The sequence below is a fragment of the Paenibacillus sp. NPDC058071 genome (assembly GCF_042885235.1).
GTDB lineage: Bacteria > Bacillota > Bacilli > Paenibacillales > Paenibacillaceae > Pristimantibacillus.
In genome coordinates this window covers 172,726-199,678 of record NZ_JBHVSK010000001.1, presented here as the reverse complement: position 1 = coordinate 199,678, position 26,953 = coordinate 172,726, and the positions used below count along the sequence as shown (strand labels likewise).

Genomic DNA, 26,953 nt, shown 5'->3' with positions numbered 1-26,953 from the left:
TCGTTCCTCCCGTGCTTGTCGGCCCGCCCCGTCCCTTCGTGCTGCCAAGCAATCCGGAACTTTATTCGGACCTCCTAGCGAAAATAAATCGAATGGGACAAAAACGGAGACCAATACATTAACAACAGTATCTTTTGCGCGCAAGGAGGCAATTATGTCGATGAAACGGAAGTATATTTTTATCGTCATTCCGATGTCCGAAATAAAAAAAACGGTTATGCTTGATTTCATTGCAAGCACCGCCGTTTTCCATATGGTCAAATTTTCGATGCATTCTTACGCGGCCGCCATGGCTGGCAGCATGCTGCTCCCCGCGATAGTTCGCCAATCGCTTAAGTATACGCACCGTATTCAACAATTGCCGCTCCTGTCGAGGAATACAATCCGCATCGTGAAAAGGAAAAGTGAGGGATCGGCGCATCATGCCATTCCCATCTCCTCTACTCCCTTCGCTCTTCCCGAAGCGGGCGAACGTCGAGAGGAACAGTCCTGGTTGCCCTCCATTCGACCGTAAAGCTTCCTTCATATCGGAAAATATTGCCCAGCAGCGGATTCGTAACAGCGACCGAAATCCGGTAACGCTCCGTAGTGTCGTCATACCATTCGCATACATCCGCCATCCCCGTCAAACGGCGCGGAAACCGAAATTGAATCAAGCCTTCGTAGAAGCGCTGGTCGCCGGAACGGATACGAATGCCGCCGTTTTCCGTAACGGAAAGGTCCAAGTCAACCGCCAAATGCTGCTTGTTGCCCATGTAGTCGACAATTCTGCTTCTCTCACGGCTGTAAATCATCGTAGCGTCGAACCGCCGCAGCTTGCCGGGAAAGCGGAAAGAACGAATCCAGCTGACTGTTTCACGTCCGTAACCGTCCAGAAAAGCATAATTTTCAATTGTAAATGGGATCTGCTTCCCCCCTTGAGGAAACATAATATGGCGATTGGTTCCGAGCAGCAGCGGCAGAACGGCCAGCTTGTTATACCAGATTGAGTCCATCTTACCGGAACCGATTGAGGCTACGCGGTCCCGGCTGGAGAAGCCGAACCGTTCCTGAATACGCGGATGCAGCTTGTGGAAGTTAGCGCCTAGCGCTTGCTCATAGATGGAGTGCATTGGAGACGCCTCCTTTTTTACTTTTTCGCGAGTTTTGCGGTGTGCGGTGACAGCGGGACGCTTGAGGAAGCAAATGCAGTGTAGCGCCTCCATAGAAACACAAGCCGAGCATGGCTGCTGTCACGACGACCGGACTAAAGGGCTGCAGCAATAAGGACGGCTCTGCCGTAATCGCAATGCCTGCCAGCGCGATCAACAGCGCGCTTTGCGTACGATATAAAACTGGCCGCCGATGCCAGACAACCGTCGCAATCGCTAAAGCGACTTCCATTATACCAAGCAGCATCAACGCCTTCTCCTCTTGGCCTGTGAGCCATCCCATCGAGGCGATCAACTCAAGCTCGCCCGTATGAGAGGCGACCAGTTTCGGTACAACCCCTTGGTAGAGCCATAGAAAAGCGAGGAGCAATACGGCTGTCCAATGATAGACGGTTCGCCGGATGCTGATGGCGGGCGATATTTCCCGTTCCAGCCACAGCTTGAGCGCATCGAAGCTCCATGCCGTGGCATAACCGAAAAATGGACGGAACAACAGCCGGTCTATTAGGGCCCCCAGTCGGCCGAAACGAGTCTGATAATCATAGCGGGTGGAGAAGGCTATACCGTTGTCTGTCTGCCGATAGCTCCAATAGCCGCCGCCCGTCCGGATCAGGGAAATCGACTGATCGGAACTGAACTCTAGTACAGACAATCGGCTGCCGTCCGCTCTTTCTTTGTTTGCCCGGCATCGTCCTTCCCCTTTTACTTCAATGCCGAAGCCGATGCGAGTGCGGTAAAGGAAACGCTGCGTCTTGCCTGCAGCCGCCGGTTCTTCATGGTTCGGAATTGGCGTAGGGCTTTCTGTGGGACGGGCTTTTGGGTCCAAAGAGTGCTGCGCCTGGCTAGCCGGAGACTGCGCATCGCCTTCTGTAGGACGGTTTTTTTCGCCTAACCCATGCTGCGCTTCGTTAATCGGTTGATCGCTTGCTTCACTAGCCGAACGCTGCACCTCTTTTTGTGAGGATTCGTACACTTCTTCCTCCGAGCAATATTGGATGCTCGTAAAACGCAAATCCCACTGCTCATGCAGTTCCGGCGATTGCGTATATCGCCAGAGCGTCTCCATATCGGTATCAATTAACGTTTCCACATAAATTGGCTTTCGTTTCATTTCCTCGCTCCTTCCTTGACAGTGGACTGTTTCACCTTGCCATTAGTCGGCAGCGTACAAGCAGTCTCTGCGGCAACACGCCCGAACCATTTATATCTTCTCTCTGCGATTCGGTCGTAGAAGAAATCTCGCACCCTTTTGGGCACTATTTTAGCTGTATAAAGCAGTGACCATCCTCTGCCAAGCTCCCGCATCACCTGCAGTGCAGCATCCGATTTCAGCCAATACTTGCCGCCTCGTATCATCACAAACGTATCGCAATCGTCCTTTTCAATACCGAGCGCTTCCAGTAAACGGCGTCCCTCCTCAGTACGCAGCGATTGGAAAGCAAATGTTTCGCTCCTGTCCCGCTTGCGAACAAAGCCTGCGATTCCGCCGCACATTGCGCATTCGCCGTCAAAAAGCAGTACAACAGGCCGAACCGGGCAACTTGAGCCTTTTTCGGTCATCGCCATGTGGCCTCACTCCTTATGCCACCATCATAGCCTCGCCCGGCTGCTGCGGGCAGTCCTAACTTTTATAGTACCGAACAGCAAAAAGACACTGCGAAACAAATCGCAGTGTCTTACATTGGAAAACATATCAGCCTATTTAGGATAATCTCTTAAATGCGCATTAATTAACGCAAAGATGGCGTACTCAGTCTAAATGCCGAGCTACTCGCTATTCAAGTTAGGCAGTGCAACTGCCCTTCGTTTAGCTGTGACTTCTACCGCTTTTTACAACTACAACTATCACTATCTATATACCCTTCGCACTCACACGCAATCGCAGGCTCCCAGAGAGCAAGCTCTCCTTAAGAAAGCATCTTTCCGCTAAATAACTGCCATTTTGCATTTATTTCCTAAAGAATCGAGTTCCAGCAGTACAATAACTGCTTTATTGCAGTTATTTCGAACTCTAATAGCTGATTCAAGCTATTCCCGAGCCAATAACGTCCATTTTGCATTTATTTCCTGAATTTATGACTTTTCCAATTAAAATAACTGCAAAAAGGCAGTTATTTTAATTGGACCTTACAGTTATTTGCCGTAACAAAGGGCCAATAACGGAGTGAACTAAGGCCAAGGCCAACCTCAATTTGCAAAGAGGGCTAGTCGGCTGCAATATTGTGAGTTTATTCACTATTTCTAAATAGAAGCTTATTCAGCCTCATCTCAAACAAGAAGGTCTCATAGCTCTCACAGCTTCTTACAGCACTTACAGCACTTACAGCACTTACAGCACTTATAGCTTTCACAAGCTCCTACAAGGCGCTTTCGCAAACAACATTCAAAGCAGCCCTTTCCGCTTCACTTTGCGGACCGCTTCTTTGCTGCTGCGGACGCCCAGCTTTTTCAGCATTCGGTTTACTTGGTTTTTCAGTGTACTTTCCGCTTTAAACAGCTTTTTCTCGATTTGCGAACCGGTCATCCCTTCCTCCAGTAAATCGTACACCTCACGCTCCGCCACCGTAAGCTCTTTCAATTGCTCTTCCCGTTTGAGCCGTCCGAATTCCTTCAGCAGCGCATCCATTGCTTTCGGATGAAGCACGGCGTGGCGAATGGCGTGAGGCAGCTCGCGAAAATCAGTCTTTTCTATATAATTGACGGCGCCAGCGGTAAAAGCGCGAGTCATCACTTCCGACTCGCCGACGGAGCTCAGCATGATCAGCTTGGCGTCGGGCCGAAGCTCCTGAAGCTCGATAGCCGCATTAATGCCGTCTAAACTGCCATCGCCCAAATGTATATCGAGCAAGGCGACATCGAACACAAGCGACTCGGCTGTCCGCAAGGCTTCCGGTCCACTCGCAGCCGAACCGACGACGCTCATATCCGGTTCGCGATTTAAAAAGTCGGTCATCGCCGCTATCCAGTCCTCGTCATCCTCAACCAACATGACTCTTATCGGATTTGCGTTCATCCTCCTCGATCCCCTCCTCTGCGCCAACTGGCGTGTTGCCCGCAGGGAATCGCAGAATGACCGTTGCGCCCTGCCCTTTTACGCTGTTCATTTCCGCTGTGCCGCCGCTCTTGCGCATGACATTGTACACGTACGACAATCCGAGACCGAAGTTGCCTCTGCGGTTTTTCGTGCTAAAGAACGGGTCGAATACGCTTGGCAAGTGGGAAGGCTCAACACCCTCCCCAGTGTCAGCAAATGTGGCCGAGCAAATTTTTTTCGTTTGCTGCAGCGTAACCGTCAAGCTGCCTCCGTTAGGCATCGCCTCAATCGCGTTCAGAATCAGATTGCCGAACGCCTCGCTTAAGTGAACGGGATCGCATTCGATTTCAATTGGCTCCGAAAGCTGAATCTCGGCCCTAACACCGGCTTGCTCAAATAGCGGCTGATGCTGTCCCATGCAGCGGTCAATCAGCAGATCGAGCCGAACAAGCCGCTTTTGCAGCTGAATATCTTTCATTTGCCCGTGCATGCGATTGACCATTGTCAGCATATGATCGGATGCGCCAGCAATGATGTCGAGCTGCCGCCTGGCTTGCTCGTCAAGACCATTCGCGGTGTGACGCAAATTTTCGGCGCTGACGGCGATTTTGGCGACTTCGTTTTTGATCGAGTGGTTAAGCAGTCTCGTTCCCATGCTAGCCGCTTTCATTGCGCCGTCCAGCGAATCCCGCTCAAACCGAAGCTTGACGCCAAGCACTCCATAAGCGAATACGCCCAATAGCGCGGCGGCAAGCGAGTAAATAATAAAAAGCGAAACGTAACGGAAAAATTCGAAGTCCGGCGCTACGACATTCGCTATGTTAATAAATACAAGCACGGCAAGCAGCGTCGGCACGCAAATAACTGTCACCATCATGCGGCTTCGCCGTTTGGCCAAATCCCGCTCTTTCAGCAATGAATGAATAAGCAAGTAACAGGCCGCTAAGTAATACGGCGCCGCCCAAGCAAGCAATAGTACGTAAGAAATGCGGTACGGCTCGTGAAAGACTGCGACTATCGCCGTTATCGCCGCCGGGAGCAGCATAAGCCTTTTGAGCGCCCTTTTCGTACGGATGCCCGTCAATTCTGAATAGACAACGGCGAATATAAGCACGCCATAAGGCGTCAGCAAATGATTGACCGTCTCAATCGCGACCGTCCACTGAGGATTGTCCAACTGTGACGGCAATCCGCCTAAAGACGCGATGGCTAGAAAAAAGGCCGCCCAGCGGTTAGCCTCGCTTCGCATATGACTAAGCAGTACAACGAACGCCGCCGTCATTAAAGCTATAAAGTAGAGAAACATACGTTACCGCCTTTTTCTCCTCATTCTGAATCTCTTCTAGCTCTATAGTAGCACAGCCTGAAAGCCGTCTTAAATATAAAATGCTAAAAAGATTGCGTAGTTAGGACTCAAAACCGAAATCAGTGCTGGACTTTAAGTGAGGGAAAGCGCTGTGGCAGAGGGTTCTTCCGATCGCCATTAAAGCCTGATTCCTTTACTTGATAAATATTTGCGGTAGGAACTTTGCTTTAAAAGCAACCACTATCGTTTCTCCAGAATCCCTTTGACACTTCGCTGCTCTCTCCTTTTAGTCAAGCACTGATTTTAAGTTTGTTCCGTATTTAGAAGAGGAAACATGAGAAACGTTTACCACTCAATTAACATCGTTAAACATTAATTTTCATCAATTATATAGTGTGCCAGCAGCACGGCTGTATTGACGATGGCATCGGCGTGCGTTCGCTCCATGCCGTGCGAAGCGTGTACGCCAGGGCCGATCAGTGCCGCCCGTACGTTGCTCCCTCCTCGCAGCGCCGCCGACGCATCCGAACCGTACTGCGGATAGATGTCCACCGCATGCGGAATGCCCGCTGTCTTGGCAAGCCTGATCAGCTTTGAAGTCATTTCGTAATCGTATGGACCTGACGAATCTTTTGCGCAAATTGATACGTCTTTTTCCGTTGTCGACAGGTCGTCGCCAATCGCGCCCATATCGACCGCAATCAACTCCTCGATGTCGGCCGGCATATAGGAGTTCCCGTGTCCAACTTCCTCATAGGTGGAAAAAATGATTTTGATCGTCCGCTGCGGACGGACCTGATCCCGCTTCATCCACTCAAGCAGCCCGAACAGAGCGGCGACGCTGGCCTTATCGTCCAAATGGCGGGATTTGACCCAGCCGTTCGGCAGTATCCTCGTGCGCGGATCCCACGAAACGATATCTCCCGGCGCGATGCCAAGCGCCTCCGTCTCCGATTTCGACGAAGTATGCTCGTCGATTCGGATTTCCATATTCGCTTCCTCCCGCTTCCACTCTCTCGCGTCCGGATAGACGTGAACGGACGCTTTCGTCGACAGCACCGTCCCTTCATATTGCTTGCCGTCACGCGTATGAATGAGGCAGTATTCTCCTTCTATCGTATGCATCGCATATCCGCCGATCGGCGAAATGCGCAGCATGCCGTTCGGCTTGATCGACCGGACCATCGCGCCGAGCGTATCAACGTGTGCGGTTATTCCGAGCGAGCCGGAGCTTTCCTCCAAGCCCGATATTGTAATCATTCCGTTTCCTTTCGGCGAACGCTCGACGCGGTAGCCCAAGCTGCCGGCTTCCGCTTCGATCAGCTTCAGCACATGCATGCAATATCCGCTCGGGCTAGGCGTGTTCAACAGCTGGTTTAGAATAGCCAGCACATAAGGTTTATTGATTATCGGTCGGGTATTTTGACTCATATCACGGACTCCCCTTCTTTTTTCGTCTTTACTTCATTCATCCAAGTCTTCTTTCAAACTTTCGCCTCAACGCATTTGCTCTGTCTTTTATTGTACCCTATCGTCGTATATGCGTCCCGGTCCTTGCGCCCGAATCTATACAGTCAGGCGAAGGATGAAGTACAATCGATTTATCGAAATGGCAAGCACTCGTATTGGGAGGTACATCTGTTATGCATTTATCGCCTATTCGCGCCTCCGTCGCTTATAGCATCAAATGGCTGCTGCTCGGACTGGCCGTTGGCGTCGCGGCGGGCTCGGCTTCCGCTTTGTTTCTTTCATTGCTGGAATGGGCAAGCGCCACACAGCAGTCCAACGGCTGGCTGCTTTGGCTGCTCCCGTTCGGAGGCGCCCTTGTCAGCTATCTCTATCAAGCATACGGCGGACCATCGAGCAAAGGCAACAATTTGCTGCTGGAGCGCATTTACGACGGGAATGGCCATGTTCCTTTGCGCATGGCGCCGCTCGTCTTATTCGGCACAATCGTCACGCATTTATTCGGCGGGTCCGCAGGTCGTGAAGGAACCGCCGTTCAGATGGGCGGATCTTTAGCCGATCAGTTCGGCAGCCGCTTCAAGCTGAATCAGGCGGACCGCCGAATTTTGTTAATGTGCGGCATCAGCAGCGGCTTCGGTTCGGTGTTCGGCACGCCGCTGGCTGGAGCGATCTTCGGATTGGAGGTTGCCGCGCTCGGTTTTCTTCATTACAGGGCAATCCTTCCTTGCCTCGTCGCCAGCTTCGCGGGCCACTATACGGTTCTTGCCTGGGGCGTTCATCACGGATCGTTTTCGCTCGGGGAACTGCCAGCCTTGTCTTGGCTGCTTCTCGCTAAACTAATAATAGCCTCCATCCTGTTCGGGCTGGCGGCAAACATGTTTACCGTCCTGCTCCACAGGCTGAAGGCTATTTTTACGAAATTCGTGCCAAACGCGCCGCTCAAAAGCTTTACTGGCGGCTTGGTCGTGATCGGTCTTGTCTACGCGCTCGGATCGAGATCGTATACGGGACTTAGTCTTCCGTTGCTGGAACAAAGCTTTGAGCAATCTGTTCCGCTCTACGATTCGCTAGCCAAGCTGCTGCTGACCGTCGTCACGCTCGGCTCCGGCTTTCAAGGAGGCGAAGTCACGCCGCTCTTCGTCATTGGCTCGACGTTAGGCAGTGCGCTGGCGGGCTTTCTTTCTGCTTCCGTCCCGCTGCTGGCCGGTATCGGGCTCATTGCCGTATTCGGAGCGGCCGCCAACTCTCCGCTTGCCGCGTTGATAATGGGCGTCGAGCTGTTTGGTTTCAGCGGCGCAGGCCTCTTCTACATGGCCGTCGGCTGCTCAATCGCCTATTTATGCTCCGGCCGCGGAAGCATCTATGCATCCCAGCGGCCTCGATTTACGCGTCTCACGCAGTCGCAATTAGAAAAAGACAAAGTAAACGACAGCCGCTAGCACAAGACGATAGATCGCAAACGGAATCAATTTAATGCGGTTAATCATTTTCAAGAAGAACCGGATCGATACGAGCGCAAAAACGAACGCCGCAATAAAGCCGACGATAAAGAACGGAAGCGCCTCAGCAGTAAAGTATTCCAGGTTTTTCACGAGCGACAGCAGGCTTGCCCCGAACATAATTGGAACGGCCATAATGAACGTAAAGTCCGCCGCGGCCCGGTGGCTTAAACCGAGCAGAACGCCCCCCGAAATGGTGGAACCGGAACGGGAAAAGCCCGGCCAAAGCGAGAAGCACTGAATGAAACCGATCGATAGCGCCTGCTTGTACGTAATTTGGTCAACGCTATCCACTTTCGGCTTTTTCCCTCCGAACAAGTCGGCGGCAATCAGGAAGAGCGCACCGATGACGAGGCCGATCAGAACGGTACCCGTCGAGAACAGGTAATCGTCAATGTAATCCTCGAACAACAACCCCAATACGGCTGCCGGCAGAAGACCGACAATGACTTGTGCGAGCTTCAGGCGGCCTTGCTTCACGCCCTGCTTCTCCAGCGCTTGATCCTCGGCATACTTCGAAGGATTAAGCCATTTGTTCAAACCAAGCAGCTCGATGAAACGATTGCGGAATACGATGACAACGGCCAAAATCGAACCTAGCTGAATGACGACCTTAAACGTATTCGCCACATACTTCGTCAGAAATTCCTCTGATTTCAGCCACATGTCGTCCACGATAATCATGTGTCCCGTCGATGATACGGGCGCAAATTCGGTCAATCCTTCGACCATGCCGAGAATAAACGCTTTTAACAGTTCAATAAAGTCCATTGCTGTCTGTTCTCCTTTTTCTCCTAATTCGATAGCATTCTAGTTTTTGCTGCGCTTGCGCACATGCCTAATAAATAATAGCACAAATAGAATCCCGACGGCGGCAATAATTGCGTAAGCGATATTCGAGTATACGTCCATGAATTCGACGATGCTCTCCCAAGACTCCCCGACCGCCGCGCCAACCGAGACAAGCGCTATGTTCCAGATGAGCGTCCCGATTGTCGTATATAGCAGGAATAGACCAAGCTTCATTCGGTTCATTCCGGCCGGAATAGAAATCAAGCTGCGAATGAGTGGAATCATCCGGCAGAAGAAAATTGTCCAATAGCCGTATTTGTCGAACCAAGCGTTCGCCTTGTAGATATCTTCTCTTTTCACGCGCAGTATATGTCCCCAACGGTCGACCAGTTTTTCCAGTCTTGGCACATCAAGCAGCGTACCGATGTAATATAAAACGAGCGCTCCCGCAATCGATCCCGCCGTAGCTACTGCAATGACGCCAGGAATCGTCAGCGCGGAGTAGGTCGTCATAAAACCGCCGAACGTCAATATAACCTCGGAAGGAATCGGCGGAAATATGTTCTCAATCGCAATCAGCAAAAAAATGCCGAGATAGCCGAACTTCTCCATTAAATCCGTAATCCAGTGCTCCATAAAAACCTCCAATATAAAGTAACGTCACCCTATGCGTTTCCGTAAATTGCGCAAATATCTGTTGCGAATAAAAAAGAAATAAATGACCTGCGCCAGTACAAAACCGGCCAGCACCAAGCCAAGCTCCATTGCTACCGATAAATAGACGAGCGTCTGCAGTGCAACGAAGGCGAATAAGCTGTGCAGTACGGCTACGCCGATCGGCACGAAGAACAAAATGGCGAGCTGCCTGGTGACCGCTTTGTCCAACTGTTTAGGCGACATGCCCAGCTTGGCGATAATGCCATACTGTCTGCGGTCATATTCCAAATCAGCGTACAGTCTAAAGTATAGAAAGCTTCCTGCCGCGATGAACAGCACCGATCCAAAGAGCAGCGATACGAGCAGCATCATGCTGTACAAGCTTCTTTGCACATTATAGAGAATGCCGCTTACTGTAATGGCGTAGCTTTCACCCTCGTTATATCGCAGAAGTCCGTCTTTGGCCATATCGGCGGCCATGCCAACCGTCTCTCGTGGGTCCGCCGTATAATAACCGAAATAGCGGTCGGTTTGTATCGGCTTTATGAGCTTGCCGAATCGTTCGTCGCTGACGACGACGCCTCCGAATTGCTCCTCCAGCTTTAAATCAAGGCTGGCCGATAAATAATCGGGAATCGGCACATGGTCGGTGTAGCCGACTTCCCGTATCGTCAGTTCCGGCTGATCAAGCAGCCGGTACGTCTCTTTTTTGCGAACGCCGATATAGCTCTTCTCTCTTTCGGAAGTGAGAATGACAAGCGCGTCGTCGCCATGAAGCAGCTGTTCGTCGAAAGCTCTCCCTGCAAGTCTGACCGCCTGCTCATAGTCGGAAAAAGCGATGACCGGCAGCGTTTTGATTTTTCGGGGATTCGAGCTTGCGCTTACTTTCATATACTTGATCGGCATATCATCCTTCGCGAAAGCAATTCCTTTTGCGCGGAACTCCCCTTCGATTTGCCGCAAATGGGCTTCCTCCAGCTCATTGCCTTGCTTGGAGACATACCCTAGCGCCGCTGGGTAGTCGTCTTGGAAGGAGCGCATCAACGTATTCACCGAGGCGAAGACGCCAACGGAGCAAAAAGACACAGTCGACAGAACGGTCACCATCGCCAGCATTCTTGCATTATCCTTGAATCGATTCGTTAAGCTCGCGGCGGCGATGAGATTGGTCCTGCGCCAATAGAAGCGGCGATTTCGTTTCCACCGCTCAATAAGGACGCCAACAATGTGTGCATACAGCAAGTACGTCCCCGCAATCGTCATCGCTGCGACCGGAAAGAAGCGGAAATAGACCGTCGTTATCTTTGTCGTTGCAGCCAAATAGTAGCTTGCTGCCAGCAGCAGAGCTCCGAGCGCCGCTTTCGGCACGGACGCTTTCAGTCCGCCCTTTGGACTTCTGCCCGCTTGAAACAGATCGATCAGTTTACTCCGCCCGATAAGCGCGCGGCTGGACAGTGAGATGACGAGAAACAGCAGCAGGAACGAGCAAATCGTGAGCAGCAGCGGCTGCCAAGTGACATAAAAAGGAATGTTTGATAGTCCAAGGATCGCCCCACTTGCCATGAGAAACAACTTGCCGAACAGCAACCCCATCGCGATGCCCAATCCAACGGCGGTCGCTCCGATCATCATATTTTCCCAGAACAAAATATGGCTCAGCTGTCGCTTGCTCATCCCGTGCATCAAATAGACGGCAAACTCCTTCGACCTGCCGCTCAAGAACGAATTGACGGAATACAGCACGAACAAGAACGAAAAGAAATACATCACCGCTTCAGCGCCGATCATCGCCGTAACTGCCGAGTCCACAATCAGCCCGTCCTGAATGGCCGGATTATAGACGAAGAGCGAGCAAATGAAGAAGACCATAACCGAAAAAGCGCTGCTCGCAAAATAGGCGGCATATGTCCGTTTGTTCCGGATGACGTTCCTATAAGCGAACCGATGAAAAATCAACGGAGTCTCCTCCCAGCAGCGACAACATGTCGATGATGTTCTGGAAAAAGCTTTGGCGGCTTTCTCCCCTGTAAATCTCGTTGTACAGCCTGCCGTCTTTCATGAACAGCACTCTGCTGCAATAGCTGGCCGCAACCGGATCATGCGTCGCCATGAGCGTCGTCATTTTCTCCTCTTCGTTTAGCTTGCCGAACAGTTCCATCACTTCGCGCGCCGCTTTCGAATCGAGATTGCCCGTCGGCTCGTCTGCCAGCAGCAAGTACGGTCGATGGATGATGGCACGAGCAACAGCTGCTCGCTGCATCTGACCGCCCGACAGCTCAATCGGGAACTGCTCGCGGCTGCCGGCAATGCCCAGCTTGTCCATCACGCCCTGCACCATCGTTTCGGCCTGGGCCGCTGCGACGCCGTCCAGCACAAGCGGCAGCGCAATGTTTTCTTCAACCGTCAGCGTATCGAGCAGATGGAATTGCTGAAATACAAAGCCCAATTCCCGCCGGCGGTACATCGCCGTTTCTTCTTCGTTGCGTTCATGCGGATTGGCGCCGTTCAGCCGTATTTCGCCGGCCGTAGGCTCGTCGATGGTCGCGATTAAGTTAAGCAGCGTCGTTTTGCCGCTGCCGGACGGGCCCATAATGCCGACAAACTCCCCGTCCTCCACCGTTAGGCTGACATGATTCAACGCGGTGCGGGCCGCCTTGCCTCCGTATATTTTCGATACATGCTTAACTTCCAAGACCGCCAACCCGGCACCTCGCTTTCCAATCTTACGTTCATTATAGTAAGGGCGGCGAACCGCTTCCATTTCTTCGCATTACAGTTACCTTACAGAGCTGTAAGGTAATCAGCCGGAAGTAACCTTTCCAAACAGTAGTGTAACTGTTGTGCCCTCTCCCGGAGCCGATTCGAGGCGTACTTCATGCCCCAACTTTTCACAAATTTGCCGTACAAGATAAAGCCCCATGCCGGTCGAATCCGAATATTTGCGGCCGTTCTCGCCTGTAAAATAAGCTTCGAATACTTTAGGCAGGTCGCTCTTCGGGATGCCGATGCCTTCGTCTTTTATTTCGAGAGCCGCTCCCCGTTCAAGCGGGTAACCGCGAAAATACACTTTTCGCCCTTCTCCTTCTGTGTAGCGGATTGCATTCGTAATGAGCTGTGTAATAACAAAACTCAACCATTTCTCGTCTGTCGATACGGTCAGTTGCTCATCGATGTCGATGTGCGGAAACACGCCGCTGCGAATAAACAGCCTTTTCTGGTTCGAAGCGGTGGAACGAACGAGCTGCCTTAGGCCAATTGTCTCGACATGGAAATCATGCTCGAACGTATCCAGCCTTGAGGTATACAGCACCGTTTCGAGCCCTTTCCGCAGACGGTCCAGCTCGTCGCCTATAGCAGCAAATTTGCCGTCATCCTCGTCGTGAATAAGCAAATGGATAACGGAAATCGGCGTTTTCATTTGATGAACCCATTGATTGATAAATTGAATATGCTCTTCGTTTTTCCGCTTATGCTGCAGCAGCTCCGATTGATAGAGCCGAAAATGGCTCTGGTGGAGCTTCTGCAGCGCGACAGGCAGCGGCGCCTGTTGCAGTGGTTCCGTCAGCTCGGTCAACGACTCGGCTCGTACGGTCAGCCTTCTGTAAAAGGAGCGATTAGAAATATAGCGGTATGCGAGATAAGCGGCCAGAAGCACCCCGCTGAGCAGCGCCGCATAAACGGCTGTGTCGGAAGCATGTACACCGTCCAGCCAATATACAGCCCAGGTAACAAGAACTTGAAGAAGATAAATGAATAACAGCGCGCTATGCTCGCGGATAAACAGCTTCATCCTTGCTGCCCTCCATTTAGCGACAGCCGGTAGCCTTGCCCTCTAATGGTTTGAAGCGTATCGTCCGCTCCTAATGCGGCCAGCTTTTTGCGAACGCGAGTAATATATACGTTAAGCGTATTGTCGTCGACAAAGGCTTGATCATCCCAGATCGCCTCGAGCAGCCGGTCTCGGCTGACGACTCGCTCCGCCTTACGCAGCAGTTCCTCAACGATTTTGGATTCCGTGAAGCTCAGCTCCGTATCGGCTCCCCGAAAGCTTAGCAGCAGCCGTTCCGGCTGCAGCGTCATTCCCCCCGCGGCTACAGTTCGTTCCTCTGGCTGAGCAGCATAGCTGCCATAAGCGCGGCGCAGCTGGCTATTAATTTTGGCGGTGACGATCTCGTAATCAAACGGCTTCGTAATGAAATCGTCGGCTCCGTTTTCCAGTGCCATCACCTGATCCATCTTGCCGTCCCTTGCCGACAGAAATAGAATCGGACAGGTCGAGATTGAGCGTATTTGGCGGCACCAATAAAAGCCGTCAAACTTCGGTAAATTGACGTCCATCAGCACCAAATGCGGATCGTACGCCTCAAACGATTGCTTGATGTGATCAAACTGCTCTACCGCTCTCGTATCGTAGCCAAATTTTTGCAAATGCTCGGAAAGCAGCTGAACCAGCTGCTTATCGTCCTCGATGATGAATAGCTTGAACATGGTCGGCCCCTTCCCCATTTCTATATAACTTTATTATTCACGAACGGACCGGCGAGCGCAACCGGACCTGCGTCGCACCACTAGGCCAATGCCGTCATAAAATAGATATCAAATCGAAAACGGGCATAACGCTGAGATGCTTGGTTACGGCGCATGCCCCTGCCAAGAAAGGGTGCAAACGCGTGACGGATCAATCGTTATTAGCCGAACTTTCTTCCATTCAACCGAATGAATCGACAGAGCCGGAGCGGTCATTTCAGCCGCCAGGGGCTGGCGGTCCAATGGGACCGGGCGGTGCAGGTCTTCCCGGTGGACCAGCTGGCCCGGGAGGACCGGGCTTTCCGGCCGGGCCGACGGGACCAGGGGGACTTGGTTTTCCAGGTGGACCGGGCTTTTCTGGTGGACCAATGGGTCCCGGGGGACCCGGTTTTCCAGGAGGAGGTCCGGGCTTTCCTGGTGGATCGACGGGTTCCGCGGGATCTGGTTTTCCGGGAGGTGGACCCGGCTTCCCTGGCGGGCCGATGGGTCCCGGGGGACTCGGTTTTCCGGGAGGTCCGGGCTTTCCTTGTGGACCAACGGGTCCAGGGGGACCCGGTTTTCCAGGCGGGCCGATAGGACCAGGCGGCGTTCCGCCGCAGCTGGCTCCTGGTAATCTGACTGCCATCCTTGCTCAACACCCGCGTCCGGTCGGCCAGCCTTCAGGCGAAATGGTGCTGCTGTACAATATTTTACGAAACAATCCGGCCATGCTGCAGCTCGTCATTCAGCAGCGGCCACAGTCGCTGCAGCAGGCCATTCAATTTGCGCAATTTGGCGGAACGGGAGCGCCAAGGTATTCCGACTCCCGCATTTTGCCGGGCTTTTGCTTCAACCGCTGGACGATAGCCTTCACATTCAATAACGTCTACCTCTTTTATCCGGTCACCAATCAATTTGGCTTCGTAATCGCTTATTGCTATCCGTTCCTTTCGCCGTGCATCGTTCCGAATTTCTCTATCCTTTTCGCTCTCTGCTAACTGCCTTTCTTTAGTGAAACTACGCTCATTCGAAACTACGCACACTGGGAGATACATGCGGTCGTTGATCATATGCACTAAGCTGATAGATCGTTTAACGTTGACCGTTCGAAGTCGCTTGAAATAAGTGACCGTTCTTCTAGGCTGACCGCCAACTGACCTGCCGTTTCCGGACAACGAACAAAAGGCTGCCGAGATCCTCGACAGCCTTTTTGCTGCTTGCATTTATTTTAAACACTTTACCAGCACACAACTCACATTCATATAGCCGCTCTTAGGAGTAGCAGTCCGGTATCCTGTTCTCGCTTATCGAGCCATTCTTTTCTGTACTCTCGCCCAGTTCGGTTATAACTGCTCACTTGCTAGTTAATTTTTACACCAATATAGTGACACTGTTCGTTCACTAGTCACTTATCTCTAGTCCGGTTCTCCGTTCATCCAACTAGTAACCTACACGCTTTTACCAAACAGCAGCATTCTCCCGGCACATGCAGCAACTTTAAACACTTCGTTGTCCAATAACTGCCAAAACGCAGTTATTTCCACGCTTTTCTCCACAAAAAGCAAAATAACTGCCAATAGGCAGTTATTTATGCGGTTTACCATAGTTTGCACGTTCTACGCGGCCAATAACTGCTTTTTTGCAGTTATTCTATCCACACAACCCCATCGCTGGCCAAATAACTGCGTTTCTGCAGTTATTTCTATCCCGACTGGCTATTTAGTATAAAATTCCTCAAAATAAGGCAAATTGGTCTGTGCTAATGCTAGGCTAGTGCCTTATGCTACCACTGTGACAAAGCTAGGTTAATACCGATATTGTTTAGCTAGTGCGCGACTGGTGTTTGTTGTACTTGGCTACTGCTGGGCTAGTGTTTAGCGAGTTCTTAGTCAGTATTCAGATAGTTTCTTAGCTAGTATTTAGCTAGGCTAGTTCTTGGCTAGTGTTTGGTCAGTGCTTAGCTAGGCTACTGATGGGCTAGTGCTCTGTTAGTGCTTGGCTAGGCCAGTGCTTGGTTAGTCCTTGGCTACTGCTAGGCTAGTGTTTAGCGAGTTGTTGGAAGTTTCTTAGCTAGTGCTTATCTAGCGTATAGCCAGTGTCTGACTACTGCTGTGCCGAAATTATTCTGCTGCTTTGCTCGTTCTATGCCAATCGCTGCTATCATTTGACTAATGCTAGACTAGGTGCCGAACCGCTTGCGATAGCCGCATTTGCGGCATAGCTCCTCGACTGCGATTCGGTTGGAAAACCCGTCGTATAACCTTGTAGCCCGCTCGCCTTCGATAATATCGGAAAAATGCTGGTCATTGATGTTGCCGAGATTGATAACGCCTTCTCCATCAAGACAGCACGGCACGACCGTTCCGTCTACAAGAATGCCCGCCTGATTGCGAAGCCCGTGACAGAAGCCTTTGCCGTCGTCCTCTTCCGCTCGCAAATCGGGCCAATCGAACTCGTAATCCTGGTTCAAATAGACGCGATCGGCGATTTTGACGCCGCTGCCGGGTGCTACCTTTTCCTCGATCAAATACGGCAGCTCGAATTCCTTCTCGATCGCCGACAGAAGCTCCCGGTTTCGCTGCTTTTGTGAGTTGGTCGCATTGTCCTGATCCAGGTTCCACAGCCGAAGCGAGATAATCATTTCCGTTTGCTCAAGCGCTTCCCGGACAAAACCGAGTACGCTGCCGATATAGCCCTCTTTGTCGACCGAACCCTCGTGTCCGTCAAAGCTGTGGAGCGAGAAATTCATTTGGCGAATGGCCGGCTTCGTTAGCAGCTTATGCTTGTTTTTTTGCAACAGCGTGCCATTGGTCGTGATGTTGACCTTGAAGCCTTTCTCATAACTAATATCGAGCAGCTGATCGATTTTAGGATGCAGCAGCGGCTCGCCTTTCAGATGAAAATAAATATAATCAGTATGCGGCTTGATCTGATCCAGCCGATTTTTGAAATCTTCAATAGGGATAAAGCCTTTGGCTCGCTCCGTGGGCGGACAGAAGCTGCAAGCCAGGTTGCAAATGCTAGTAATTTCGATATAAAATTTTTTGAACCTCTTCATTAAAATGCTGCTCCATTCTGCTGCGATTCTGCTAATCTAGCATCTATTATACCATCTCGCAACGATGAAGCCTATGAGGTTTGGCTTGGAAAACGTTTAGCGGTCGACGTCGTCTCCACCGGCGAACCGCTCTATTTCCCCTTTAATCTCTCGTATTGGAGCTTCCGCACCCCCTCATTCGATCTTCCATCTTTCGCCCGTCCAGTTCAGTTTCAATTGAACCGTCCTATTTGAGAAGACATGATTATACGGATAAATTGCTGTACATGCCGTAGTAGATGCCCCTCTTCTCCATCAACTGCTCATGCGTCCCTTGTTCGGCAATGCCGCCGTTTCCGATGACGAGGATTTGATCGGCGTTCCGAATCGTCGAGAGACGATGCGCGATCACAAAGCTGGTTCGCCCCTTCATCAGACGCTGCATCGCATCTTGGATGCGCAGCTCGGTTCGCGTATCGATGCTGCTCGTTGCTTCGTCCAAAATGAGGATGGACGGATTGGCGAGAATCGCCCTTGTAATCGCCAATAGCTGCCGCTGCCCTTGGCTCAAATTGCCCCCGTTCTCGGTAAGCGGTGTATCGTATTGCTGCGGAAGCCGCCTAATGAAGGCATCCGCTCCCGCCAAAACGGCTGCTTTTCTTATATCCTCGTCGCCTGCGCCAGGATTGCCATAGCGCAAATTATCGCCGATCGTACCGGAGAACAGATACGTATCCTGCAGGACGATGCCGAAAGCCTGGCGCAGGCTGTCTCTTGTATACTGCTTAATATCAACCCCGTCAATTGTAATCTGCCCGCCGGACACATCGTAGAAGCGGGCGAGCAGATTGACGATCGTCGTCTTCCCGGCTCCAGTAGGACCAACGAGCGCAACGCTGCTGCCAGCTTCGGCCTTGAAGCTGATGCCTTTTAAAATCGGAACGTCATCGCGGTAACCGAAACGAACGTTGTCAAACACAACTTCGCCGGAAGGATTAGACAGTCTGACGCTGCCGGGACGATCCGGCTCTTCTTCCTGCTCGTCCAGCACCTCGAATACACGCTCGGCTCCGGCAATGCCGGATTGCAGCACGTTGAAGACGTTCGCCAAATCATTGAGCGGCCTTACAAATTGCCGCGAATAGCTAATAAAGCTGGCGATGACGCCGACTGTAATCATTTCGTGAACGGCCAGAACGCCTCCTGTAATCGCGACTGCCGCAAAACCGATGTTGCTGATGACGTTCAACAGCGGCATCATGAATCCGGACCAAATCTGTGCTTTGATGCTGACAGAGCGCAGTTCTTCGTTTACGCCAGTGAACTGGCGTATCGCAGCCTCTTCATAGTTGAACGCTTTAACGGCCGCAAAACCGGAAATGGTTTCTTCGATCTGCCCGTTCAGCTTGCCAAGCTCCGCCTGCTGCCGTTTAAACAACGACCGCGTCTTGCGCGTAATTACGCTCGCCAGTATGTATACGAGCGGCACCGTAATCAAGCTCGCCAGCGTCAGCAGCGGACTTAAAACAAGCATCATGACGAGCGATCCAAGCAGCAGCAGCGCGCCGCTCATCAACTGTGCCGCCGTCTGAGAGACAGAAACGCTCACGTTGTCAATGTCATTGGACAACCTACTCATCAATTCGCCATGCTTGCGCGTATCGAAATAAACGAGCGGCAGCTTCTGCAGCTTGCCGAACAGCGAATTGCGAAGTTTGCTTACAACTCTTTGCGAAATGCCCGCCATCATCCAGCCTTGCAGGAAGGAAAACAGCGCATCGGCCAAGTAAGCTGCGCCAAGCGCAATCAATACCGTCTGCAGCAGGCTGAAATCAACCCCGCCCGGGCCTCCTGCCATGCTGTCAATCGCTACACCTATTAAATAAGGCCCAGTAAGCGTAACTGCTGTACCCGCGCAGACAAACAGGAACACGGCGATCCATTTTTTCCGTTCTTCGCCCAAGTAGCCCCATAAACGCCGCAGTGTTCCCCAAAAATGCTTCGGCTTCTGCACCGGCCCCCGCCGTGCTGCGTTTCTTCCAGGCCTGGAGACCGGATGCTCTGGAACCGGCGAGGCCGCCTTCGTTTTATTGGACATGATGATTCGCCTCCTCGCCGATCTGCGACCGATAGATTTCCCGGTAGACTTCGCACTCGGCCAGCAATTGAGCATGCGTGCCGATTCCGGCCACTTCCCCGTCGTCCAACACGACAATTTTATCTGCGTCTTTGACTGACGAGATCCGCTGAGCGATCAGCAGACAAGTGACGCTCCCGCCCAATTCGCGAATAGAGCGCTTGACCGCCGCTTCTGTGTCGCTGTCCAAAGCGCTTGTGCAATCGTCCAACAATAAGATTTCCGGTTTGCGCACCAAAGCCCTAGCAATCGAGACACGCTGCTTTTGCCCGCCGGAAAAATTAACGCCCCCTTGCCCAATAATCGATTCGTATCTTTCGGGGAGCTCGGCGATAAAAGCGTGCGCAGCCGCTTGCTCGGCGGCGGCTGTTACTTCGTCCAAGCTCGCATCCTGCTTGCCGATTCGGATGTTCTCCAGCACGGTGCCTGCAAATAGAATAGCTTGCTGCGGCACCAGTGCGATCCGCTCGCGCAGAAGCGCGGGATCTATTTGCCGGATATCTTGGCCGTTGACGCGCACTGTGCCGGAGGTCGGGTCGTAGAATCGGGAAACAAGCTTTGCCAGCGTGCTTTTGCCAGAGCCGGTCGAACCAATGATAGCAACCGTTTCGCCGGGCTCGCAGCGAAAGCTGACGCTTCGCAGCGCCGTCTCTCCCGCCGCTCCTTCGTAGGAGAAACTGACTCTATCGAATTCGACAGCACCCGCTGCTGCAAGCACTTCTCCTTGCACAGTCGCTGCGCCTGAGAAGCACGGCGCACTGCTCTCACCGGCCATTTTTGAGTAACCCATCGGATTTTGCTCAGCCAGCACCTCGGCGATCCTTCCGCTCGACGCTTTCGCTCTAACAAACATATTCGTTATAAGCGTTACCGTCGTTAGAGAGAACAAAATTTGCAGCATGTAGTTAACGAAGGCGACGATGTGGCCGACCTGCATATGCCCGCCTTCCACGCGGAGGCCTCCCAGCGCTATGACAGCAACAATACCAGCGTTCATTGCCAACGCGACGCCGGGGCTGAAAATCGCCATCATGCGCTGAGAGCGAATCGACGTTTTTTCATACTGTTTATTAATGTCGTTAAATTTATCAGTTTCATAACCAAAACGATTGAAGGCTTTAACGACCCGGACGCCGGACAGATACTCCCGCATGACGCTGTTCAGCCGGTCTAGCGCCATTTGTACCCGTAAAAATAGCGGAAAGCCGATACGCATATTGAAAATAATAAGCATTCCGACGATGGGTATCACAACAAGCAGCACCGTCGCCAAATACGGGTTAAGCCGGAAGGCCATAACCAAGCCTCCAACGCCAAGCAAAGGCGCCTTAACAAAAATGCGCATCATTCCGTTCAAAAAGTTCTGAATTTGCGTGACATCGTTCGTCAGCCGAGTAACGAGCGATGCTTTATCGAACTTATCGATGTTGGCGAAAGCGAGCCGTTGAATTTTCTCGAACAACTCCTGCCGCAGATCGGCTCCGAACCGCTGCGAGACGATGCTGGACGTGAAATTGCGGATCGAGGCGGCAGCGGCCCCGCAAGCGGTAACGATCAGCATAACGCCGCCCAGCCGAAGCACCGTGTCCATATCCTTCGCCGCGACGCCTTCATCGATAATTCTCGCCATAATCGTCGGCTGCAGAAGGTCGCCGACCGCCTCAAGCGTAACCAACAAGACAGAGATAACGAACAACACGCCGTATTTGCGTACATACTTTATCATGAACTGCACAGCTCATTCCCCCATCAAAGCTCGATTAAGTATGAAAAGTATAGTATAGAGGTTGACTTGAGGATAAGCGGCCATTAACCGATCCGGCTAAGCCAAAAGACGGCCGTTTTGCCGTTTCGCTCGGCTCCCGCGTCTTCCAGCGGTCCGATCGCGGATGTCTCCGTCACCGCTTGGCCGTTCCAGCGCTCAATGACCAGCTTTGTCAGCTTTTGCCGCTGAATCAGCTCCCCGGCTATCGCTTTCATGTGGGCGGCCGTTTTCTTGTCCGTTCCGCTCGCATCTTCGTCAAATGCATACATCCGTTTGCCGTTGTTTTCAATCCAATAGAGCAGCCTTCCACCGGACAGCACCAAATAGTTGCCTGACTTTCGGGAAAAGGAAACAGACTCGGCTGCCGGCCAATCCATGAACAAGCCGAACGGGTTGGCAGGGTCAACGGCAGACAATACCGTAATCGCTTCCTTCTCGTCCAGCTTTGGCTCGGCTCCGCGAATGGCTTGCGCCGTTTCAGGTGTCGTGAATTGCATGGCCGCCTCGCCTTCGATGAAGCTGCCTCTCGTGACCGAGCCCCACTCTTCCAGCCTGCGCAGAATCGGCAGCAGCAGCTCCCAGCTGTACGGCGACAAACTGTTGGCCATATCCCTCGTTACAAGCCCGTACGCATCCAGCATATGCTTGATCCAGTGAACAGGCGGCGGTCCCGGGGTTTCCGGCGTAAAGCCGTCTTCCGCATCATCCGCAACGCCATCCGCCAGCGAGCCGGTCCAATACCATCGTCCTTGACCCGAGCCCTGCCTCGCCCAATCCTTACCTTTCTTGGCCGAGGCAATGCGCAGCGGCGCGAATTGATCGTTCGATGCATGTCCCTCGAATGCCAAATCAATTAAATCGGATAGCGTCTCAGTCGGCAGCTTGCCGGCTTCGCGGCTCAATCGGGTCAAGAAGCTGGCTCCGCTGCGCTTCAGGATTTGCAGCAGCTCCGGATGAGCCGTTTCCCGCTCAGCGGCGGCTGCAAGGATTGGCTCGTATAACGGTTTATTTCCCGCAAGAAAAAAGGCGATCTTCCCCTCCTTCTCACCCGGCTGCCGGCTGCCGATCCACAGCACCTCGCCGGTTGCGCATAACCCGTCCAGCTCTTCCTTGCGGTAAGCTTCAACTCTTGCCGGGAAAATGATCGACTCCCAGTGGGAGACCGGCAAAAATAATCCCTGCAGCTTCTCGATTGCCTGCTTTAGCCCGTCGGCTCCGCGCAGCCGAGTGCCGTAAAGCGCATGCTGACGCTGTGCCATAAGCTGCAGCCAGCGCAGCGGCTTTACGGGCTGCGCGAGCTTGCGCGCTTCCCCCACGGACAGTCTGACAAGACGAGCCGCCGCCTGGCGACCCGACCAAAGCCTCGCTCCCTCGTCCGCGAACGGCGCTTGCAAGAGAATGCCGCGCTCAACCAATTCGTCGACCGCTTGCTTCGCTTTTTCTCCTTCTAAAGCCGGGTATCGCTCGCTGAGCTCCTCATCCGTAAATGCGATTCGCTGCTCGGCATAACGACCGACGATAAACGCCAAGGAGGCGGGAGATAGCGGAAAAGCTTCATAAAGCTCCGTTTCGTCGCGGCATATCCAGCGCTCCTCTCCACGTCCTCCACATTCTCCACGCTCAGACGGCGGCATAACGAATCGGACGGCGGCACCTTCGCCCTCAAGCTGCTGGAGCCAGTTTTTCGCCATCTCGCCAACGAGCCTAACAGCCTCTTCTTCCGAGAGATCGCCATTCCGTTTCATCAAACGAAGCATGCCTTCTTTTTCTCCCACTGGCCTGTCCGGTTCCAGCAGCCGCTCACGCTCGCGTTCCAGCAAAGCTGGCGGAAATGCACTAGCGAGCGATTCGTCTCCAAACAGCTTTCCGGCAAAGCTTTTGCTCACCTGAAGCAGCTGCATTTGTACTGCGGCATCCAAGCCGTCGCCCTCATAAATGCGCATATTGACGTAGTCAGCCAAAAATTGCGCAGCCATCGGAGAAGGATGATTCGTTTCCCTCACGACGATTTGAATGTCGCCCTCCCCGATCGCTTCGAGTACAGACTTCAATCGATCGACATCCAAATAACGGCGCAAGCTTTCGCGCATCGCTTCGTCGAGAAACGGAAATTGCCCGGCGAATGGCAGCGCCTCACGCAGCAGTTCCCTGCTCCGCAGCCTCATTTGCCACAATGGCGTGCGGGTGAAGCTGCGCGAAAGCAACAGCGACGTTTCCGCTATATGACGGAAAGCTACGCCGAGCAGCGGCGAGCCGGTTATCGCTTCCGTGAGCAGTGGCTCCAAGTTATCAGGCGTCACATGCCAGATGCTTTGCAGCCAAGAAGGGTCCCATTCCGGCAGCACGAATTCGATGCCGTTGTCCTTTGCATTTCCATAAAGGCGATACGGAAGCAGCTTTTCGAACTGCCGCTCGATAGCGAGCAGCCATGTCCGGTTGACGCGTCTGCCGAACGGATTATGTAAAATGATATGCGTTTGATTCATAACATCGCGGTAATGCTCAATGACGATTCGCCGATCCGTTGCGAGCTCGCATGCCGCCAGCTGCGAGCGGACGAATTCGATCAACTCGCGGGCGGCGCCCGCATCGAGCCGATACTCCTCCATCAGCCAAGACAAGACTTGCAAATCGGCGGCTGTTCGGCTCGTTTCCCACTCGGCAACTTTCGTCCCATCGTCCACCAAATCAGGTCCGAATGAACTTTCGGTATGCGTCCCCAGGCGTGTCTCAAGCTCGCTTAAGAACCGTCCGACGCGAAGCCCAAGCCCGTACGAGCGTCCGGGTCCCTCATTGCGCCAAAACGGAATTTCGCTAAACGAATTGGCCGCTTCCGTCACGTAAATACGATCATGCTCCATCCGCTGAATCATCCATGAGCTAGTGCCAAGCTGAAAGACGTCCCCGACGCGGCTTTCCTGAATGAACTCTTCGTCCAGCTCGCCCAGATGAACGCGGCTATCCGCATGATGAACGGGATAAGCGGATGTCGAAGGTATCGTTCCCGCCCCCGTCAATGCGGCGATTGAAGCGGAAGTCCGGCCAGTGAGCTGATCCGTATCCCGATTCCAGTCGAGCAGCGGACGGGCGAAAGGAAACAACCCCGCAAGCACCGATACAGCTGCCTCCAGCCGTTCAAACGGAAAGCTTCGGTAGCATTCGCTGCCCGCAATCAGCCGATAAAGCTCGGACAGCTTTACCGGCTGCGCAGCCACGATTGAGACGATATGCTGAGACAGCACGTCAAGGCTGTTGTACTGCAGCTCGATCGGCTCGATATCGCGCTCGGCGATCAGTTTGCCCAACGTTGCGATTTCGGGGAGCTGGCCGCGCTGCCTGACGACGATAACGCCGCGGCTCGTCTCCCCGACGCCGTGACCAGCGCGGCCAAAGCGCTGAATGCCAGAGGCGGTGTCAAGCGGCGAATCGAGCTGGATGACGAGGTCAACATGACCGACATCGATGCCAAGCTCAAGCGACGAGGTAGCGACAATACAGCGAAGCTCGCCGTTCTTGAGCAGCTGTTCGACGTGCAGCCGCCTCTCCTTGGCCATGCTGCCGTGATGCGCCATCGCCATCTCATAGCCGGCATGTTCGTTCAGTCGCAAGCAAAGTCTTTCGCACAGCCGCCTGCTATTGACGAACAGCAGCACCGAGCGGCAATCCGTCATCAGCTCAAACAACCGGTTCAGAATCGGAAACCAGACTGATTCTCTTGTCGGCGTCGGCATATTCCGGTCAGGCGCCGTAATGAACACGTCAGCCTTTTTCTCCATCGCGCTTTCAATAATAGCAACCGGACGCTCCTTGTATCCGAGCGGGTGACGATTAGCGATGACCTGTTCCCTGCTATCATCCGATGCCGACGCCCATCCGCCTAGAAAACGGGCAACCCGTTCAAGCGGCTTTTGCGTCGCAGAGACGCCGACCCGCTGCACGGGCCTGCCGCACAGCGCCTCCAGCCGCTCCATTGATATCGATAAGTGCGCCCCTCGCTTATCTGCGGCAAGGCTGTGAATTTCATCGACAATTGCGAATTCAACCGTCTCCAGCAGCCGTCGTCCTTTCTCCGATGTCAGCAGAATGAACAGCGATTCCGGCGTCGTGACGAGCACCTCCGGCGGCTTGCGGAGCATCGCAGTCCGTTGCGAGCTAGGCGTGTCGCCAGTGCGAACCGCGCAGCGAATGCCCGGCCACTGCTCGTCCGATTGCGAAGCGACCGCATCGATCTGTTCAATGAATTTAATTAAATGGTCGTGAATATCGTTATTTAAAGCTTTTAATGGCGTTAAATACAAGATGCGAACGCCGTTTTTACCGCTTTTCCCGCCCTCTCCAAGCTTCTCTTTGACCGTTCGGTCAATGCACGGCAGCAATGCCGCCAATGTTTTGCCTGATCCCGTCGGAGCCGCAATCAACGTATGGCTGCCTTCCGCAATGCTCTTCCATGCCTGGCGCTGCACATCGGTCGGTTGGCCGAATGCGCGTTCGAACCATAATTTTATAGCCGGATGAAAGCCGTTAATTTCAATATTATTCAAGGCGACCATCTCCGTATCCGTATTTTGACGATTGAAGCGATTTCATTAATATGGTTAAACAAACTCAAATATCCATCTTTATCATTTTACACTTTTTAGAACTAAAATTTATAGAATAAGCTTCAAAAGGCAATTTGGTTTACATAATATTAGTTATGTAACTGTAATAAATCGGAAGGCATTTTTTCCGCCATTTGACCCATTGCCTTCTGCAGCTGTTTATTGTCAATGTGCGTATAAATCTGAGTCGTTTCGATGCTCGTATGGCCCAGCAGCTCTTGAAGCGTTCGAATATCAGTGCCGCTGCGAATTTGCATCGTCGCGAAAGAGTGCCGCAGCTTATGGCTGGACAGCTGTTTGGCAGATAGCGCCGGGATATCTTGTTTTAGCTCTGCAAACGTTTGCTCCGCGACTGTCTGAATCATACGCACGGACAATCTGCGCCCAAATTGGGACACGAAGAACGGCTGATCCTTCCCTGTTCTCGCCTCTATCCGCACCTCGAGCGTCCTCCTCAACACATCGTGAAGCGGCTTAGGCAGCGGAACGGCCCGCCATTTGCGCCCTTTTCCTAAAATATGAATCGTCCCGTCGGGATGCAGATCATGCACGTTCATACGGTGAATTTCGCCAACCCGCAGCCCGGCATAAGCCATCAGCAGCAAAATCGCCATATTGCGGATTTGATGCTTTCCTTGTATATGATGAAGCATCCGCTCCAGCTCCGATTCCTCCAAATATACCGGTATCCGGTTTTTCTCCTGACGCGACTTGGCCATAAAGGCCGCGGGATTCGTTTTCGCGGCTTCCATTTCAATCAGCGCATTAAAAAAAGCTCGAATAGACGACAGCTTGCGGTTGCGCGCTTCGTCGCCTGCTCCCCGCTCTCTCGCCTCGGATAAATATCGCATCACGTCCATTTTGCCGAGCGCCGCCAATTCCTTCGGATGCACCGAGCGCAAAAAATGAATCGTATCGTTTGTATAAGCGTTCTGGGTCGCTTTTGTCATTCCTCTATTTTTCATCCATATCGAAAACAGTTCCATCTCGGAACCGTAGCT

20 protein-coding genes are annotated in these 26,953 nt (G+C 52.7%); 3 read left to right on the top strand and 17 right to left on the bottom strand.

From position 1 onward, the window contains the following. Positions 1-160: 160 nt before the first annotated feature. Positions 161-514, top strand: coding sequence for a hypothetical protein (locus ACFVTB_RS00855; protein ID WP_387743752.1), 354 nt, complete (start codon positions 161-163; stop codon positions 512-514). Here ACFVTB_RS00855 and ACFVTB_RS00850 read toward each other — a convergent pair. The 6 genes from ACFVTB_RS00850 to ACFVTB_RS00825 all read right to left on the bottom strand — a co-directional run bounded on the left by ACFVTB_RS00850 (position 441) and on the right by ACFVTB_RS00825 (position 6,922). Then, on the bottom strand, positions 441-1,112 hold the full coding sequence (locus ACFVTB_RS00850; protein WP_387743750.1) for a DUF4166 domain-containing protein: 672 nt from the start codon (positions 1,110-1,112) through the stop codon (positions 441-443). The two genes, ACFVTB_RS00855 and ACFVTB_RS00850, sit on opposite strands and share 74 nt — an antisense overlap. Beyond that, the gene (locus ACFVTB_RS00845) at positions 1,096-2,262 is read right to left on the bottom strand and encodes a DoxX-like family protein (protein ID WP_387743747.1); all 1,167 of its coding nucleotides are present in this window, start codon (positions 2,260-2,262) and stop codon (positions 1,096-1,098) included. Before ACFVTB_RS00845 ends, ACFVTB_RS00850 begins: the two co-directional genes overlap by 17 nt. Continuing rightward, complete coding sequence (locus ACFVTB_RS00840; RefSeq protein ID WP_387743744.1) at positions 2,259-2,717, bottom strand: thiol-disulfide oxidoreductase DCC family protein; 459 nt, start codon at positions 2,715-2,717, stop codon at positions 2,259-2,261. The genes ACFVTB_RS00845 and ACFVTB_RS00840 overlap by 4 nt, the downstream gene beginning before the upstream one ends. An 817-nt stretch (positions 2,718-3,534) precedes the next feature. After that, on the bottom strand, positions 3,535-4,164 hold the full coding sequence (locus ACFVTB_RS00835; RefSeq protein WP_387743741.1) for a response regulator: 630 nt from the start codon (positions 4,162-4,164) through the stop codon (positions 3,535-3,537). Beyond that, the gene (locus ACFVTB_RS00830) at positions 4,130-5,491 is read right to left on the bottom strand and encodes a sensor histidine kinase (RefSeq protein ID WP_387743739.1); all 1,362 of its coding nucleotides are present in this window, start codon (positions 5,489-5,491) and stop codon (positions 4,130-4,132) included. Before ACFVTB_RS00830 ends, ACFVTB_RS00835 begins: the two co-directional genes overlap by 35 nt. Before the next feature lie 372 nt (positions 5,492-5,863). Beyond that, positions 5,864-6,922 carry a M42 family metallopeptidase gene (locus ACFVTB_RS00825; protein WP_387743736.1) on the bottom strand — a complete coding sequence of 353 codons (1,059 nt, stop codon included), beginning with the start codon at positions 6,920-6,922 and terminating at the stop codon, positions 5,864-5,866. Between the two features lie 212 nt (positions 6,923-7,134). Between ACFVTB_RS00825 and ACFVTB_RS00820 the strand changes: the two genes are divergently transcribed. Beyond that, complete coding sequence (locus ACFVTB_RS00820) at positions 7,135-8,397, top strand: voltage-gated chloride channel family protein (RefSeq protein ID WP_387743733.1); 1,263 nt, start codon at positions 7,135-7,137, stop codon at positions 8,395-8,397. Here the strand turns inward: ACFVTB_RS00820 and ACFVTB_RS00815 are convergent. The 6 genes from ACFVTB_RS00815 to ACFVTB_RS00790 all read right to left on the bottom strand — a co-directional run bounded on the left by ACFVTB_RS00815 (position 8,365) and on the right by ACFVTB_RS00790 (position 14,394). Next, complete coding sequence (locus ACFVTB_RS00815; protein WP_387743730.1) at positions 8,365-9,228, bottom strand: undecaprenyl-diphosphate phosphatase; 864 nt, start codon at positions 9,226-9,228, stop codon at positions 8,365-8,367. The genes ACFVTB_RS00820 and ACFVTB_RS00815 overlap by 33 nt on opposite strands. Before the next feature lie 39 nt (positions 9,229-9,267). Next, positions 9,268-9,885, bottom strand: a complete 618-nt coding sequence (locus tag ACFVTB_RS00810; protein WP_387743727.1) for a DedA family protein — start codon at positions 9,883-9,885, stop codon at positions 9,268-9,270. A 24-nt stretch (positions 9,886-9,909) separates the two neighbouring features. Beyond that, positions 9,910-11,862, bottom strand: a complete 1,953-nt coding sequence (locus tag ACFVTB_RS00805; RefSeq protein ID WP_387743724.1) for an FtsX-like permease family protein — start codon at positions 11,860-11,862, stop codon at positions 9,910-9,912. After that, positions 11,837-12,607 (bottom strand): ABC transporter ATP-binding protein, encoded by a 771-nt coding sequence (locus ACFVTB_RS00800; protein WP_387743721.1) that lies wholly within the window; start codon positions 12,605-12,607, stop codon positions 11,837-11,839. The genes ACFVTB_RS00805 and ACFVTB_RS00800 overlap by 26 nt, the downstream gene beginning before the upstream one ends. A gap of 99 nt (positions 12,608-12,706) precedes the next feature. After that, positions 12,707-13,696 carry a sensor histidine kinase gene (locus ACFVTB_RS00795; protein WP_387743719.1) on the bottom strand — a complete coding sequence of 330 codons (990 nt, stop codon included), beginning with the start codon at positions 13,694-13,696 and terminating at the stop codon, positions 12,707-12,709. Then, positions 13,693-14,394, bottom strand: a complete 702-nt coding sequence (locus ACFVTB_RS00790) for a response regulator transcription factor (RefSeq protein WP_387743716.1) — start codon at positions 14,392-14,394, stop codon at positions 13,693-13,695. The genes ACFVTB_RS00795 and ACFVTB_RS00790 overlap by 4 nt, the downstream gene beginning before the upstream one ends. 182 nt (positions 14,395-14,576) lie before the next feature. Here ACFVTB_RS00790 and ACFVTB_RS00785 point away from each other — a divergent pair, with 182 nt between their 5' ends. After that, positions 14,577-15,410, top strand: coding sequence for a hypothetical protein (locus ACFVTB_RS00785; protein ID WP_387743713.1), 834 nt, complete (start codon positions 14,577-14,579; stop codon positions 15,408-15,410). A 1,181-nt stretch (positions 15,411-16,591) separates the two neighbouring features. Here ACFVTB_RS00785 and ACFVTB_RS00780 read toward each other — a convergent pair. From ACFVTB_RS00780 to ACFVTB_RS00760, 5 genes are all read right to left on the bottom strand, one after another. Next, positions 16,592-17,470 (bottom strand): radical SAM/SPASM domain-containing protein, encoded by an 879-nt coding sequence (locus tag ACFVTB_RS00780; protein WP_387743710.1) that lies wholly within the window; start codon positions 17,468-17,470, stop codon positions 16,592-16,594. 244 nt (positions 17,471-17,714) lie between these two features. After that, positions 17,715-19,547, bottom strand: coding sequence for an ABC transporter ATP-binding protein (locus ACFVTB_RS00775; RefSeq protein ID WP_387743707.1), 1,833 nt, complete (start codon positions 19,545-19,547; stop codon positions 17,715-17,717). Continuing rightward, positions 19,537-21,321, bottom strand: coding sequence for an ABC transporter ATP-binding protein (locus ACFVTB_RS00770; RefSeq protein ID WP_387743705.1), 1,785 nt, complete (start codon positions 21,319-21,321; stop codon positions 19,537-19,539). Before ACFVTB_RS00770 ends, ACFVTB_RS00775 begins: the two co-directional genes overlap by 11 nt. 74 nt (positions 21,322-21,395) lie before the next feature. Continuing rightward, entirely contained in the window at positions 21,396-25,901 is a 4,506-nt protein-coding gene (locus ACFVTB_RS00765) for a DEAD/DEAH box helicase (protein WP_387743702.1), read from the bottom strand. Positions 25,902-26,041: 140 nt separating this feature from the next. Continuing rightward, positions 26,042-26,938, bottom strand: coding sequence for a tyrosine-type recombinase/integrase (locus ACFVTB_RS00760; RefSeq protein WP_387744880.1), 897 nt, complete (start codon positions 26,936-26,938; stop codon positions 26,042-26,044). Positions 26,939-26,953 lie beyond the last annotated feature (15 nt).

What these genes read in the sequence shown, in the direction of transcription:
- ACFVTB_RS00855 (WP_387743752.1), top strand. Translation starts at nt 161, where the DNA reads ATGAAACGGAAGTATATTTTTATCGTCATTCCGATGTCCGAAATAAAA.
- ACFVTB_RS00850 (WP_387743750.1), bottom strand. Translation starts at nt 1,112, where the DNA reads ATGCACTCCATCTATGAGCAAGCGCTAGGCGCTAACTTCCACAAGCTG.
- ACFVTB_RS00845 (WP_387743747.1), bottom strand. Translation starts at nt 2,262, where the DNA reads ATGAAACGAAAGCCAATTTATGTGGAAACGTTAATTGATACCGATATG.
- ACFVTB_RS00840 (WP_387743744.1), bottom strand. Translation starts at nt 2,717, where the DNA reads ATGGCGATGACCGAAAAAGGCTCAAGTTGCCCGGTTCGGCCTGTTGTA.
- ACFVTB_RS00835 (WP_387743741.1), bottom strand. Translation starts at nt 4,164, where the DNA reads ATGAACGCAAATCCGATAAGAGTCATGTTGGTTGAGGATGACGAGGAC.
- ACFVTB_RS00830 (WP_387743739.1), bottom strand. Translation starts at nt 5,491, where the DNA reads ATGTTTCTCTACTTTATAGCTTTAATGACGGCGGCGTTCGTTGTACTG.
- ACFVTB_RS00825 (WP_387743736.1), bottom strand. Translation starts at nt 6,922, where the DNA reads ATGAGTCAAAATACCCGACCGATAATCAATAAACCTTATGTGCTGGCT.
- ACFVTB_RS00820 (WP_387743733.1), top strand. Translation starts at nt 7,135, where the DNA reads ATGCATTTATCGCCTATTCGCGCCTCCGTCGCTTATAGCATCAAATGG.
- ACFVTB_RS00815 (WP_387743730.1), bottom strand. Translation starts at nt 9,228, where the DNA reads ATGGACTTTATTGAACTGTTAAAAGCGTTTATTCTCGGCATGGTCGAA.
- ACFVTB_RS00810 (WP_387743727.1), bottom strand. Translation starts at nt 9,885, where the DNA reads ATGGAGCACTGGATTACGGATTTAATGGAGAAGTTCGGCTATCTCGGC.
- ACFVTB_RS00795 (WP_387743719.1), bottom strand. Translation starts at nt 13,696, where the DNA reads ATGAAGCTGTTTATCCGCGAGCATAGCGCGCTGTTATTCATTTATCTT.
- ACFVTB_RS00790 (WP_387743716.1), bottom strand. Translation starts at nt 14,394, where the DNA reads ATGTTCAAGCTATTCATCATCGAGGACGATAAGCAGCTGGTTCAGCTG.
- ACFVTB_RS00780 (WP_387743710.1), bottom strand. Translation starts at nt 17,470, where the DNA reads ATGAAGAGGTTCAAAAAATTTTATATCGAAATTACTAGCATTTGCAAC.
- ACFVTB_RS00775 (WP_387743707.1), bottom strand. Translation starts at nt 19,547, where the DNA reads ATGTCCAATAAAACGAAGGCGGCCTCGCCGGTTCCAGAGCATCCGGTC.
- ACFVTB_RS00765 (WP_387743702.1), bottom strand. Translation starts at nt 25,901, where the DNA reads ATGGTCGCCTTGAATAATATTGAAATTAACGGCTTTCATCCGGCTATA.
- ACFVTB_RS00760 (WP_387744880.1), bottom strand. Translation starts at nt 26,938, where the DNA reads ATGGAACTGTTTTCGATATGGATGAAAAATAGAGGAATGACAAAAGCG.